The sequence below is a fragment of the Flavonifractor sp. An92 genome, assembly GCF_002159175.1.
Lineage (GTDB): Bacteria > Bacillota > Clostridia > Oscillospirales > Oscillospiraceae > Pseudoflavonifractor_A.
This window is the reverse complement of sequence record NZ_NFGZ01000041.1, coordinates 5,001-18,316: the sequence shown is the minus strand read 5'-3', so window position 1 is coordinate 18,316 and position 13,316 is coordinate 5,001. Positions and strand designations below refer to the sequence as shown.

The window sequence follows — 13,316 nt, the reverse complement described above, 5'->3', positions numbered from 1 at the left end:
CCGCCGGAGCCCACGCTGGAGGAGCTTTTGGCCGAGCTGGACGGCCTGTGCGGCCTGGAGCGGGTGAAAAAGGACGTGAAGAGCCTCATCAACCTGGTGAAGGTGCGCAAGATGCGCCAGGAGCACGACCTGCCCGTGCCGCCTATGTCCCTCCACCTGGTCTTTCTGGGCAACCCCGGCACCGGCAAGACCACCGTGGCCCGGCTGCTGGCCAAGATCTACAAGGCCATCGGCGTCCTCTCCAAGGGACAGCTGGTGGAGGTGGACCGGTCGGGGCTGGTGGCGGGCTTCGTGGGCCAGACCGCCATCAAGACCAACGAGGCGGTGCAGAAGGCCCTGGGCGGGGTGCTCTTCATCGACGAGGCCTACGCCCTCACCAACCAGGAGAACGCCAACGACTTCGGTAAGGAGGCCATCGAGGTCCTGCTGAAGAACATGGAGGACCACCGGGACGACTTCATCGTCATCGTGGCAGGCTACACCGACCTGATGGGGAAATTCATCCACGCCAACCCCGGCCTGGAGAGCCGGTTCAACAAGTATTTCTACTTTGATGACTACGACGGTGGACAGCTCATGGAGATTTTCCGCTCCATGTGCAAAAAGAACGGCTATACCCTGGACGAGAAGGCCGCGGAGTACGCCAAGGCCGACCTGGAACAGCGCTACACCGAGCGGGACGAGAACTTTGGCAACGCCCGGGAGGTGCGCAACGTCTTTGAGAAGGCGGTGGCCCGGCAGGCTGACCGGGTGGCCCAGCTGCCCGACCCGGACCGGGAGGCGCTGATGACCCTCACCCTGGACGACCTGAAGGAGGAAGAGCCCGCCGAAGCCCCGGATGCGTAAGCTCTTCTGGTTCACCGCGCCGGCCTGCGCCGCCGTTTTCGCGGCGGTGCTGGTCCTGCCTGCGGCGTGGCTCTTTCCGCTGGGCGCGCTCTGCGCCGGAGCGGGGGTGCTGGCTCAGTTCCTCCGGGGCGACCGGGGGCGGAAGGTCCGCCTGGCCGCCTTTGGGCTGTGCTTCGGCGTGCTGTGGACCGCCGGAGCGTGGCAGCGGCTGGTGCTCCCCGCCCGGGAGCTGGACGGGACCGAGCACCCCTTTACCGCCGTGGTCACCGACTGGCCCCGGACCACCTCCACCGGCAGCCTCTCGGCCCAGGTGCGCCTGACGGCGGATGGAACTACCCTGGTCGCCATCCTCTACCTCAGCGGGGAGGACCGCCCGGACCTGCATCCGGGGGATACCGTGACCGGAACGGCCTCCTTCCGCCTTGCCAGTCACCTGCGGGGAGAGGAGAGCCTCTATTACTACGCCAACGGCATCTGGCTCACTGCCAGCGCCGGGGCGGAGGCGGAAGTCACCCCGGCGGAGAGCGTCCCTCTGACCCTCCGGCCGGTGTGGTGGCGCAAGGCCCTCACCGATGCGCTGTATGACGCCTTTCCCGCCGATACTGCCCCGCTGGCGGTGGCCCTCACCACCGGAGACGAGAGCGGTCTGGCCGACGGGGTCTATTCCGACCTCCAGCGGGTGGGGCTGGCCCATGTGGTGGCGGTGTCGGGGCTCCACGTGTCCTTCCTGTGCGGGGTGGCCCTGCGTATGTTCGGCAAGCACCGGCGGCGCACCGCCCTCATCGCCATAGGGGCTATGGCTCTCTTTGCCGCCATGACCGGGGGCGCGCCCTCGGTGCTGCGGGCCGCTTTTATGCAGAGCATGGTGCTGCTGGCCCCGGTGCTGGGGCGGGAGGAGGACAAGCCCACCTCACTGGCCCTGGCCCTGTTCCTGCTGCTGCTCTGGAACCCCTATTCCGCCGCCGGGCTGGGCTTGCAGCTCTCCTTCGCCTCGGTGGCGGGGATCTGTCTCATCTCCGCGCCCCTCTACCGGCGCTGGACCGGGTGGCTCCCACGGGCCAAGGGCGTGAAAAGCGCCCTGTGCCGGGGGTGGCGGTGGGCCGCGGCCTCCCTGTCCACCACGGCGGGAGCGCTGGTGCTCACGACGCCCATCACAGCCTTATCTTTTGGCACCTTTTCCCTCATCGCCCCCGTGGCCAATCTGGCCTGCCTGTGGGCGGTGGCCCTCACTTTTTCCGGGGCCATGCTCACCGGCTGCGTGGCCCTGTGGTCCCCGGCAGTGGCCGGAGTACTGGGCGCGGTGTTTGCCCTCCCGGGGCGCTTTGTGCTCTGGTGCGCCGAAGGGCTGGCCAGACTGCCCCTGGCGGCGGTGGCGCTGGACGGGGCGTTTCTGTACGTATGGCTGGCGGGGGTATATCTCCTGCTGGTGCTGGGGGTGCTGTGGCGGCGGGAGAAGAGCCGCTTCCTCCTCCCCGCCTGCGCCGGGGTGTGTACCCTGTGCGCCGCCCTCCTGTGTACCGCCGTCCCCCTGAGCCAGAGCGGCCTCACCGTCACCGTGCTGGATGTGGGGCAGGGCCAAAGCGTGGTTCTGGCCACGCCTAAGAGCACCGTCCTGGTGGACTGCGGCGGCAACAGCTGGACCGACCCGGGCGATGTGGCGGCGGGCTACCTCCAGACCCGGGGCCGCAATCGGGTGGACGTGCTCATCCTGACCCACTTCCACGCCGACCACGCCGGCGGCGTGGAACAGCTCCTGCGGCGGATGGAGGTGGGGCTTCTGGTCGCCCCGGATGCGGCGGAGATGGATTGGGAATTACTGGACCAGGCCCGGGACGCGGGGACCGAGATTCTATTGTTAAAGGAAGAAAACGCGGTCCTGACGCTGGACGGGATGGAGCTCACCGTCTATGCCCCGCTGGGCTCGGGTGAGACCAACGAGGAGGGACTGTCGGTGCTGGGCACCCGGGGGAGCTTTGACGTGCTCCTCACCGGCGACATGGACCAGGTCACCGAGGGCCGCCTCCTCAAATACGGGAACCTGCCCGACGTGGAGCTGCTGGTGGCGGGCCATCACGGCTCGGCCCACGCCACGTCCCAGGCTTTGCTGGAGGCTATCCAGCCGGAATATGCCGCCATTTCGGTGGGCTACAATACCTACGGCCATCCGGCCTGGGAGACGCTGGAGCGTCTCCAGCAGGCGGGGTGCGCCATCTATACCACCCGGGAGATGGGACACCTTACCTTCCGGATCGACTGAGAGGAGAGACCGCCGTGCCGGCCAAACCCAAAAACGACGGCGCCGCCTACAAGGCGCTCAAACAGGACCTGAAAGCGGGGACGCTGGGCCAGCTGTACATCTTCCACGGGGAGGAGTCCTATCTGCGGGACTTTTATCTGGGCGAGATGCGGAAAAAACTACTCCCCGCGGGCATGGAGGAGTTCAACCTCCACACCCTGGCGGGGAAGGACTTCGATGTGAAAAAGCTCCAGGAGCTGGTGGACTGCCTGCCCATGATGAGCGAGCGGACCCTGATCGTGGTCAACGACTACGACCTCTATAAAGGAGACAAGGAGGCGCTGGTGAAGGTGCTCTCCGACCTCCCGGACTATGTGTGTCTGGTGTTCGTGTACGACCTCATCGTCTACAAGGCCGACGCCCGCACCAAGCTGGCCGGGGTCATCAAGGAGAAGGGCAAAGTGGTGGCCTTCAACCGCCAGGGCCAGAACGACCTGGTGGACTGGATCTCCCGCCGCTTCCGGGCCCTGGATCACGACATCGGCACCGAGGATGCCAAATACCTCATGTTCCTCTGCGGCGATCTGATGAACGGCCTGATCTCCGAGATCGGGAAGATCGGGGCCTACGCCAAGGGCCACCGGGTCACCCGGGCGGACATCGACGCCGTGGCCACGCCCCAGCTGGACGCGGTGGTGTTCCAGATGACCGACGCCATCGCCGCCGGGAACTTCGACCGGGCGGCGGCGGTGCTGGGGGACCTCTTCCACATGCAGGAGGCCCCCATCAAGCTCCTGGCGGTGCTGGGCAAGCAGCTGCGGCAGCTCTACTCCGCCCGGCTGGCCTTGGAGCACCGGAAGGGCACCGCTTACCTGATGGAACAGTGGGGGATGCGCAACTCCTATCCGGCGGAAAAGCTGATGAACGCGGCCCGGCGCTTTTCCCTCTCCTGGTGCCGCCGGGCGGTGATCCGCTGCGGCGAGGTGGATCTGGCCATGAAGTCCACCCGGGCCGACGGGGAGGAGCTGCTGGTGGCCTTTCTGATGGAGCTGGCGGCGGGGCCGTCCAGCCGGGCGTAAGGAGGGCGGAGCTATGCTGAAGATCCGGGAGGCCATCGTGGTGGAGGGGAGGTATGATAAAAACACCCTCTCCCAGGTGGTGGACACGGTGATCGTGGAGACGGGGGGCTTTGGAGTGTTCCGCAACGAGGAAAAGGTGGCGCTGCTGCGCCGCCTGGCCCGGCAGCGGGGGCTCATCGTCCTCACCGACTCGGACGGAGCGGGATTCGTCATCCGCAATTTCCTCAAAGGGAGCATTCCGCCGGACCAGGTGAAGCACGCCTACATCCCCGACCGCCCCGGCAAGGAGCGGCGCAAGCGCCACCCCGGCAAGGAGGGCAAGCTGGGGGTAGAGGGCATGCGCCCCGAGGTGCTGGAACAGGCCCTGCGCCGGGCGGGCGCTACCTTCTTAGAGGGGGGCGGCGCACCGGGCAGCGGCGGCGCGGGGCTCACCAAGGCCGACCTCTTTGCCGACGGGCTCTCCGGCGGGGCGGGCTCGGCCGGGAAGCGGCAGGCGCTGCTGCGGCGGCTGGACCTGCCCGAGCACCTGAGCGCCAACGCCATGTTGGAGGTGCTGAACCTGCTGTGTACCCGGGAGGAGTACCGGCAGGCGGTGGCCGCGCTGGACGGGGAAAAATTTTTTGAAAAAAGTGAAAATACCCCTTGACGAATGGCAAAGGCCGTGGTATCTTATTACCTGTAAATGATAATCATTACTGATTAGAAGCCCGACACCATTTGCTTTTGGAGAACATAATTCAACTAACAGGAGGAAGCTATTTATGAAGAAGTTTGTTTGCTCTGTCTGCGGTTACGTCCACGAGGGTGAGTCCGCCCCCGACATCTGCCCCATCTGCAAGGCCCCCAAGGAGAAGTTCGTCGAGCAGGCCGGTGAGAAGAGCTGGGCTGCCGAGCACGTGGTGGGCGTGGCCCAGGGCGCTCCCGAGGAGATCATGCAGGGCCTGCGCGAGAACTTCCAGGGCGAGTGCACCGAGGTCGGCATGTACCTGGCTATGGCCCGTGTGGCTCACCGCGAGGGCTACCCCGAGATCGGCCTGTACTGGGAGAAGGCCGCCTACGAGGAGGCCGAGCACGCCGCTAAGTTCGCCGAGCTGCTGGGCGAGGTGGTCACTAACTCCACCAAGAAGAACCTGGAGATGCGCGTGGACGCCGAGAACGGCGCTACCGCCGGCAAGACCGAGCTGGCTAAGCTGGCCAAGCAGCACAACCTGGACGCCATCCACGACACCGTGCATGAGATGGCTCGCGACGAGGCCCGCCACGGCAAGGCTTTCGAGGGCCTGCTGAAGCGTTACTTCGGTTAATCCATCCAATAGCGAGCGCCCCGGTCCAATGGACCGGGGCGTTTTTGTACCGTGGCGGGCCTCGTTACCGAGCGTTTTGGCGGAGCCAAAACTTCGATGCCGGGCGGATTCACTCCGCCCGAGCAGATCAAAAAATGGGGTCCCCATGGGAACAGTCCCATGGGGAATGCCCGCCACGGCAAGGCTTTCGAGGGCCTGCTGAAGCGTTACTTCGGCTAATCCATCCAATAGCGAGCGCCCCGGTCCAACGGACCGGGGCGTTTTTGCACCGTGCGGACCTCGTCACCGAGCGTTTTGTCGGAGCTAAAACCGAGAAAAAATAAAAAATCCGCCGGTCTCCGAAGAGACCGGCGGATTTTTTCGTCTGCATTACACCAGGCAGAGGATCAGGGCCAGCAGAATGAAGGCCACAGCCACCCACTTGGTCCAACGGGCCAGCTTGGCATCCCAGCCCTTGGCCTTGTTCTTGGACATGAAGGTGTCAGCCACACCGGCGATGGCGCCGGACAGACCGGCGCTCTTGCCGGACTGGAGCATAACGACCATGATCAGGGCCAGATCGATGACGACCAGAACGACGCTGAGCACCAACTTCGCGATATCCACGATACATCTTTCCTTTCGGCCCCGGGGGGCACTGATTTCGAATTTGGGTGCGCACAAACACACACGGAAACGTATCTCATATCATAGCACAGCCCATTCCGGTTTTCAAGCCTTTCTCCGCATTTTTTACAGATCCCGCAGGATGCGGCGGCTGCTCCAGCAGGTGGCCAGGAAGTAGAGCCCGTAGACCACCAGGATGAACAGCGCCGTCACGGCTGAGCTGGCCACGGTGTCCAGCTTGCCCAGCTGGGCGATGACATCGTTGGCGGCCTTCATGCCTACGATGGAGTGGACCACCGCCAGCACCAGCGGCAGGAAGAAGGCCAGAAAGACCTGGATATCGGAGGAGCGGTCCCGCATGGACTCCTCCACGCCCAACCGGGACAGGATGCGGTAGCGCTCTACATTGTCGGCGGCCTGGGAGAGCTGCTGGAGGGCCAGCACCGCCGCGCTGGTCACCAGGAAGATGATGCCCAGGTACAGCCCCAGGAAGAGGACCAGCAGCTTGGTGCCCATGCCCTCGGTGTAGAGGGAGAGGTAGGTGGTCAGGGAGAACGAGGAGCTCTGGGTTCCCTGATGTTGCGTGATGACGGTATGGAGATCGTCGATGGAAGCCCACAGGGCGTCCTCGGCCGCGTCGGCGTCCCCGGCGTAGTTGCCCGCCAGGAAATACTGGCAGAAGGCGTACTGATCTTTGGGAAGAGATTCCAGGAAACCGTCCGGGAAAATGAAGAGGCTGGACAGGCGGATGTCGCTGGTGAAGTAGGCGCCGGAGGTACGAAAATCCGGGTCGGGGGAGTAGGTAACGCCGTTCAGCACGAACTGGGCGCCCGCCTCCCAGAAGAGATGGGCGGTCTGATGCTCCTCGGTGCCCTCCACCACGCCGTAGGTCCCCGGCTCCAGGATATAGGGGCCCTTGCCCTGAATGGCCATCAGGGCGTTGTAGTCCGAGAGGGACATGGCGTATTCGATGACGCGATTTTCATAGACCTCACCCTGGACCGTCACCGGCTGGGCCAGGGGAAAATCCACCACGTAGCGGGTGACGGAGGCGTAGGCGGTGAGCTCGGTCTCCGGGTCAAAGCCCACCTGGGCCAGATAGCCCGGCAGCTCCTCGGCGAAGTTCTCGTAGTCGTAGTCCTCCACCCGGAGGGTCATGTCCACCGGGGCGTCCCGGCCCACATTGCTCTCCACCGTGTTGTTCACGCCCACCGAGCAGGCGGTGATGCCGATGGCCAGCAGCAGCAGGAGGCACACCACCGTCATAGAGAGGTAGTGGGTGGTGATGCGGGAGTTGAACTGCCGCAGGACGAACATGTTGAGCTCCCGGTAATAGAGCTTCTTGTTGCTCCGGCCCAGCCGCAGCAGGAAGCCGGACAGGGACCGGAAAAAGAGCAGGGTGCCCGCCGTGCCCAGAGCCAGCATGAGGAGGAAAATACGGTCCACACGCAGCAGACCTCGTTGCAGCAGCATGGCATAGGCCACGGCCAGCAGCACCACGCCCAGCAGGAAAAACACCAGGGAGGCGCGAAGGGACTGGAGCTTCAGGGACTGGTTCTGCCGGTTGGCCTGGAGGAGGTGGATGAGCTTCTGCCGCGCCACTGTCACCACATTGAGGAGCATCACCAGCAAAAAGATGACGCCGAAATAGAGGATGGTCTTGGCCACGCCCTTCCAGGAAAAGACGAAGTAGAACTGCTCCACCCGGATGCGGAAGAGGGCGGCGGTGAAGGCCGAGAGGGCCTGGGCCAGAAAGAAGCCCAGAACCAGCCCGCACACCAGGGCGGCCAGGCCGATCACCAGGGTCTCCAGGGAGAGCAGGAGGGCGATGCGGCTGTGCTCCATGCCCAGCAGCAGATAGGTGCCCAGCTCCTTCTTGCGCCGGCGGAGCAGAAAGCTGTTGGCGTACAGGATCAGGAAGGCCAGCACCACCGCGACAAAGGCCGACACCACATCCACCAGCTGCAAAATAGCGCCGGTGTAGCTGACGCCTCGCTCGTTTGAGTTCAGGGCCTGCATGACCCACTGGTTCTCCAGGGAGTTAAAGACATAGAACACGCACACGCCGAAGAGCAGCGTCAGAAAGTAGAGGGAGTAGTCCTTTACGCTGCGGCGGACGTTTTTCAGCGCCAGTTTACAGAACATCGCCCGAGTCACCTCCCAGCAGGGTCACCACGTCGATGATCTTGGCAAAAAAGGCCTTCCGGTCGTCGTTTCCGCGGATGAGCTCGGTGAAGGGCCGGCCGTCCTTGATGAAGAGGATGCGCCGGCAGTAGCTGGCGGTAAAGGCGTCGTGAGTGACCATGAGGATGGTGGCCCCCTGCTCCACGTTCAGGTGCTCGAACCGGTCCAGCAGCAGCCGGGCCGACTTGGAGTCCAGCGCGCCGGTGGGCTCGTCAGCCAGCACCAGAGCGGGGTTGGTGATGATGGCCCGGGCCGCCGCCACCCGCTGCCGCTGGCCGCCGGACATCTGATAGGGGTACTTGTCCAGGCAGTCGGCCACATCCAGCAGCTTGGCGGTCTGGGCCACCTGGCGCTCGATCTCCCCCGCCGGGCGGCGCAGGATGGTGAGAGCCAGGGCGATGTTCTCCCGCCCGGTCAGGGTGTCCAGCAGGTTGCAGTCCTGAAAGACGAAGCCCAGCCGCTCCCGGCGGAAGCGGGAGAGGGCCTTGCGGGGGAGCCTGGTGATGTCCTGCTTGTCGATGACGATGCTGCCGCCGGTGACGGTGTCGATGGTGGCGATGCAATTGAGCAGGGTGGTCTTGCCGCTGCCCGAGGCGCCCATGATGCCCACGAACTCCCCAGGCTGCACCGAGAAGCTCAGGTCGTCAATGGCGCGAGTGATGTTGCCCCGGCTCCCGTAGTATTTCTGAAGATGGGACACGGTCAGGATCGGTTCCATAGTGCATTCCTCCTTGTGATCCCATTGTACCATCGGGGGCCGGGGGGAGCCATCGAAGTACCTTACAGGAAGGTGACAGTTTTGTAAGGTTAGATCACCCAGAAGCCCAGCGCGCCCGCCGCCGCGGCCAGCAGAGCTCCGGCCAGCACGTCACTGGGGTAGTGGACGCCGCCCAGCACCCGGGTGGCTGCCAGGATCACGCCCATCACCAGGAACACGCCGCCCAGCGGCGGGCACAGGTACCAGAAGGCCATGTCGATGACAAAGACGCTGAACACGTGGCGGCTGGGGAAGGAGTTCCCCTTGGTGTCCTTGTGGATGATGGGGTGGATGTCCAGGGCCTCATAGGGCCGGGGCCGGTTGACGCCCTTGCGCAGGAAGGTCACCAGCACAAAGGAAATGCCGGGTACCAGCAGCGTCCGCCAGAAACGGCCGTCCCGGTTGATCGCCAGCACTGCCAGCGCCAGGGGATAGCACACATAGCACAGGCGGGTCAGCAGGGTATTGATCCACTTGAGGGCGGCGGGGCCGCGGGGATGCCGGGCGATGGGAGCGCTCCAGCGCTCGTATTGTTCTCGGGTCATGGGGTACCTCCTTATTTGAATCCACTGGCATGATAGCCGCTCCGGGGCGCTCCGTCAAGGGGGAGCGTTGTAAAGTGGGGGAAGATGGGGTAGAATGGGGGCAGATGGGACCGGAGGGGGGGAGCGGTGTGCTGAAGTTGTGGATGGTGGAGAGTGATGACGCCAAAAGGGCGGCCCATGCCCTGTTGGAGCAGAAGCTTTCGGAATACGGCGTGCCCCGCCCGGAATTTGACACGCTCCCCGGGGGCAAGCCGATCTTGAAGGACGGCGCGCTCCACTTCAGCCTTAGCCACAGCGGCGCCTTCGCCCTGTGCGGCCTGGGGAAGCGCCCTCTGGGGGTGGATGTGGAGCGCATCAAGCCACGGCGGCCCAATCTGCCACGCTATGCCCTCTCTGAGCGGGAATTCCAGTGGTTTACCCAGCGGGGGAGCAACTGGGAGGATTTTTACACCCTCTGGACCCTGAAGGAGAGCTATGTGAAGTACACCGGCAGCGGCCTGGACCGGGCCGCCCGGTCCATCGAGGTGCCCCTGCTCAGCCCCGGCGAGGAGGGGCAGTGGAACGGCCTGTGGTTCCGTGCCTGGGGCGGCACGGGCTGGCGGGCGGCCTGCTGCGGCGAGGAGCGGCCGGAAGCGCAACTGATTTTGGAATAAGGAGACACTATGAAGGAAAAACAGACCATCACCGGCGTCTATCAGGCTGCCGGCAAGGGCTTTGGATTTGTGACCCCCGAGGGGGCCACGGGACGGGAGGAGGACCTCTTTATCCCACCCCGGGCGGAAAACGGAGCCTGGAATGGGGATACGGTGGCCGTCCTGCCCGACACGGGCCGGGTGGCGGCGGGAGAGAAGCGCACCGCCCATGTGACCGCCATCCTCCGCCGGGGCAACCCTACCGTCACCGGCGCGGTGCGCAAGCACGGCCGGGAGACCTGGCTGGTCCCCGCCGGGGACAAGCTGCGGGAGCCCATCCAGATCGTGGGCAAGACCAGCGGCGTGCGGCCCGGAGACCGGGCGGCGGTGAAGATGGCCAGCTACGGCACGTCCAAGCAGCCCCCTATGGGGACTTTGTTGGAGGTGTTCGGGCGGGACGGCAGCCGGGAGGCCGCCGTGGAGTCCATCCTCTTTGAACAGAATATCGAGCGGGAATTTCCGGACCAAGTGCTGGCCCAGGCGGCGGAGGCCCCGGAGCAGGTGGACCCCGCAGCCCTGGAGGGGCGGCTGGATCTGCGGGGCAAGTGTATCATCACCATCGACGGGGAGCACGCCAAGGATTTGGATGACGCCGTCTCGCTGGAGCGGGACGAACAGGGCCGGGCAGTGCTGGGGGTCCACATCGCCGACGTGAGCCACTATGTGCCCATGGGCTCTCCGCTGGACGTGGAGGCCTGGCAGCGGGGGACCTCGGTGTATTTTGCCGACCAGGTGATCCCCATGCTCCCCAAGGAGCTCTCCAACGGCATTTGCTCGCTGAACCCTAAAGTGGACCGGCTCACCCTGTCCTGCATCATGACCCTGAACCCCGACGGCTCGGTGGCGGAGCACACCATCGCCAAGTCGGTCATCAAGACCACCGAGCGGATGAACTATAAGGACTGTAACACGCTTTTGAAGGGCACCGATCCGGAGCTGGAAGAGCGCTATGCCCATATTCTGCCCATGCTGCGGGAGATGGCCGCCCTGGCCAAGGTGCTGGAGCGGCGGCGGAAGCTGCGGGGCAGCCTGGACCTGGAGAGCCGGGAGAACGAGATCCTCTGCGACGAAGAGGGCCATCCCATCGGCGTGCAGGCCCGCACCCCGGGGGTCAGCGAGGGGCTCATTGAGTCCTTCATGCTGGCAGCCAACGAGTGCGTGGCCCAGCATCTGGCGGACCGGGAGCTGCCCGGCATCTTCCGTATCCACGAAAAACCCTCCGGGGAAAAGACCGAGGCCCTGCGGAACGTACTCGCCCCGCTGGGCTATACCTTCCAGGAGCCGGACCACTTCTCCCTTCAAAAGATTCTGGAGGCCTCCCGCGGCACGCCGGAGGAGTACCTGGTCCACACGGCGGTGCTCCGGTCCATGATGAAGGCCCGGTATGACCCGAAAAACCTGGGGCACTTCGGCCTGGCCGCCGATTACTACTGCCACTTTACCTCCCCCATCCGGCGGTACCCGGACCTGATGGTCCACCGCTGCCTCACCGCCATGCTGGACGGGACCCTGGAGAGCAAGGCGGGGCAGAAGCTCAGCTCCGCGATCCCCAAGGCCGCCAAACAGGCCTCCGAGCGTGAACTGGCCGCCCAGGTGGCCGAGCGGGACATTGAGAAGTGCTATCTGGCTGAGTTCATGGCGGAGCACATCGGGGAGACCTTCCCAAGCGTGGTGTCCGGTGTGAGCCGCTTCGGGCTCTTTGTCCTCACCGGCGTGGTGGTGGAGGGATTCCTGCCCGCGGAGGCTCTGCCCGGGGGGCATTATGCCTATTCGGAGGAACACCTCACCCTCACCGGCTCCCAGGGGGAGCGGTATACCCTGGGGACCCTGTTGGAGGTGGCGTGTGTCAGCGCTGATCCCGGCAGTGGACAGGTGGAGTTCCGTCTGCCCAAGGGGACCCCCGGTACCATCTTCCTGGAGAGAAAGGAGCCCAAACCCTCCCGCGCGGAGCGGAAGGTGGGCAAGCGCCCCCAGGGGAAAACCCATGGAAAGCGGCCGCCCCGTCGGCGGCGCTGAGACGGCTTTCGCCCCGGCCATTTGGCCGGGGCGAAAAAAGTCAGAAGAAAGTGAAAAAAGGTGTTGACAAATGAGAGGCTGGGTGGTATTCTATCTGAGCGCCTTGCAAGAGGGCACTGAAAACAACGGAAAAGAGTCGGGAGACCGGGTGGAAGCCGGACGGCCCTGATTCAGAAAGTTGAAAAAAGTGCTTGACAAACGCGAGAACGCGTGGTAAACTAAATGAGTTCGCGTGAGTAGCGAGAACGCGTTTGGGAAAGAACGAAAACGAGTGGTTTGAGGTTGAAAACCTTGAAAATCCTCGAAAAAAGTTCTTGACAAGTTCGAAAGAGTGTGGTAAACTAAACGAGTTCTGCGAGAGCCGAGCAGCTTGAATGAAAGTTCTGAGCTTCAAAGAAATTTGAAAAAAGGGCTTGACAAGCGAAACAGAAAGTGCTAAAATAAAGCACTGTCAGCCGAAAGGCTGAAGCGTGTACCTTGTAAATTAAACAACGTGATCAAACACGAAGCACCAGAAGGACAAGTTGTCCTTCGCAAGCGCAAGTTTGTGAAGGGGCGACTGATTAATTTCTTTGAAGCTATGAATTAGGCTTCAATAAGATGATTTGAAGAACTTCGGTTCTTTAGATACCATTTTATTGAGAGTTTGATCCTGGCTCAGGATGAACGCTGGCGGCGTGCTTAACACATGCAAGTCGAACGGAGTGCTCATGACGGAGTTTTCGGACAACGGATTGAGTTACTTAGTGGCGGACGGGTGAGTAACGCGTGAGGAACCTGCCTTGGAGTGGGGAATAACAGTTGGAAACAGCTGCTAATACCGCATAATGCAGTTGGGTCGCATGGCCCTGACTGCCAAAGATTTATCGCTCTGAGATGGCCTCGCGTCTGATTAGCTGGTTGGCGGGGTAACGGCCCACCAAGGCGACGATCAGTAGCCGGACTGAGAGGTTGGCCGGCCACATTGGGACTGAGACACGGCCCAGACTCCTACGGGAGGCAGCAGTGGGGAATATTGGGCAATGGGCGCAAGCCTGACCCAGCAACGCCG

At 63.7% G+C, this 13,316-nt stretch carries 11 protein-coding genes and 1 rRNA gene (1 of these 12 only partly in view); 8 read left to right on the top strand and 4 right to left on the bottom strand.

The genetic code is table 11. The annotated features are described in order from the left end of the window. From B5G43_RS16095 to B5G43_RS16075, 5 genes are all read left to right on the top strand, one after another. A partial coding sequence (locus B5G43_RS16095) for an AAA family ATPase (protein WP_143382893.1) occupies positions 1-846 on the top strand: 846 nt, incomplete at its 5' end. Continuing rightward, complete coding sequence (locus B5G43_RS16090; protein ID WP_087263133.1) at positions 839-3,103, top strand: DNA internalization-related competence protein ComEC/Rec2; 2,265 nt, start codon at positions 839-841, stop codon at positions 3,101-3,103. The genes B5G43_RS16095 and B5G43_RS16090, both read left to right, overlap by 8 nt. Positions 3,104-3,117: 14 nt before the next feature. Continuing rightward, on the top strand, positions 3,118-4,161 hold the full coding sequence (gene holA, locus B5G43_RS16085; RefSeq protein WP_087263131.1) for a DNA polymerase III subunit delta: 1,044 nt from the start codon (positions 3,118-3,120) through the stop codon (positions 4,159-4,161). Between the two features lie 13 nt (positions 4,162-4,174). After that, on the top strand, positions 4,175-4,807 hold the full coding sequence (locus tag B5G43_RS16080) for a DUF4093 domain-containing protein (RefSeq protein ID WP_087263129.1): 633 nt from the start codon (positions 4,175-4,177) through the stop codon (positions 4,805-4,807). Between the two features lie 115 nt (positions 4,808-4,922). Then, the gene (locus B5G43_RS16075; protein WP_087263127.1) at positions 4,923-5,465 is read left to right on the top strand and encodes an NADH peroxidase; all 543 of its coding nucleotides are present in this window, start codon (positions 4,923-4,925) and stop codon (positions 5,463-5,465) included. A 369-nt stretch (positions 5,466-5,834) separates the two neighbouring features. Here the strand turns inward: B5G43_RS16075 and secG are convergent, their stop codons facing one another. The 4 genes from secG to B5G43_RS16055 all read right to left on the bottom strand — a co-directional run bounded on the left by secG (position 5,835) and on the right by B5G43_RS16055 (position 9,557). After that, on the bottom strand, positions 5,835-6,071 hold the full coding sequence (gene secG / locus B5G43_RS16070) for a preprotein translocase subunit SecG (protein ID WP_204244611.1): 237 nt from the start codon (positions 6,069-6,071) through the stop codon (positions 5,835-5,837). A 126-nt stretch (positions 6,072-6,197) separates the two neighbouring features. Then, positions 6,198-8,216: an ABC transporter permease gene (locus tag B5G43_RS17915; RefSeq protein ID WP_087263125.1), complete on the bottom strand. Its 2,019-nt coding sequence runs from the start codon at positions 8,214-8,216 to the stop codon at positions 6,198-6,200. Then, the gene (locus B5G43_RS16060) at positions 8,206-8,973 is read right to left on the bottom strand and encodes an ABC transporter ATP-binding protein (RefSeq protein WP_087263123.1); all 768 of its coding nucleotides are present in this window, start codon (positions 8,971-8,973) and stop codon (positions 8,206-8,208) included. The genes B5G43_RS17915 and B5G43_RS16060 overlap by 11 nt, the downstream gene beginning before the upstream one ends. An 89-nt stretch (positions 8,974-9,062) precedes the next feature. Continuing rightward, a complete protein-coding gene (locus B5G43_RS16055) occupies positions 9,063-9,557 on the bottom strand; it encodes a phosphatase PAP2 family protein (protein WP_087263121.1) in 495 nt (164 codons plus the stop codon). Between the two features lie 128 nt (positions 9,558-9,685). Between B5G43_RS16055 and B5G43_RS16050 the strand changes: the two genes are divergently transcribed. From B5G43_RS16050 to B5G43_RS16040, 3 genes are all read left to right on the top strand, one after another. Then, positions 9,686-10,210, top strand: a complete 525-nt coding sequence (locus B5G43_RS16050; protein ID WP_158097454.1) for a 4'-phosphopantetheinyl transferase superfamily protein — start codon at positions 9,686-9,688, stop codon at positions 10,208-10,210. A gap of 9 nt (positions 10,211-10,219) precedes the next feature. Then, positions 10,220-12,265 carry a ribonuclease R gene (gene rnr / locus B5G43_RS16045; protein WP_087263117.1) on the top strand — a complete coding sequence of 682 codons (2,046 nt, stop codon included), beginning with the start codon at positions 10,220-10,222 and terminating at the stop codon, positions 12,263-12,265. 634 nt (positions 12,266-12,899) lie between these two features. Next, positions 12,900-13,316, top strand: a 16S ribosomal RNA gene (locus tag B5G43_RS16040); it runs 1,115 nt beyond the window's last position.

Excerpts from the sequence above, each read along its gene's own strand:
- rnr (WP_087263117.1), top strand. The coding sequence starts at position 10,220 with ATGAAGGAAAAACAGACCATCACCGGCGTCTATCAGGCTGCCGGCAAG.
- B5G43_RS16055 (WP_087263121.1), bottom strand. The coding sequence starts at position 9,557 with ATGACCCGAGAACAATACGAGCGCTGGAGCGCTCCCATCGCCCGGCAT.
- B5G43_RS17915 (WP_087263125.1), bottom strand. The coding sequence starts at position 8,216 with ATGTTCTGTAAACTGGCGCTGAAAAACGTCCGCCGCAGCGTAAAGGAC.
- B5G43_RS16060 (WP_087263123.1), bottom strand. The coding sequence starts at position 8,973 with ATGGAACCGATCCTGACCGTGTCCCATCTTCAGAAATACTACGGGAGC.
- B5G43_RS16090 (WP_087263133.1), top strand. The coding sequence starts at position 839 with ATGCGTAAGCTCTTCTGGTTCACCGCGCCGGCCTGCGCCGCCGTTTTC.
- B5G43_RS16080 (WP_087263129.1), top strand. The coding sequence starts at position 4,175 with ATGCTGAAGATCCGGGAGGCCATCGTGGTGGAGGGGAGGTATGATAAA.
- B5G43_RS16075 (WP_087263127.1), top strand. The coding sequence starts at position 4,923 with ATGAAGAAGTTTGTTTGCTCTGTCTGCGGTTACGTCCACGAGGGTGAG.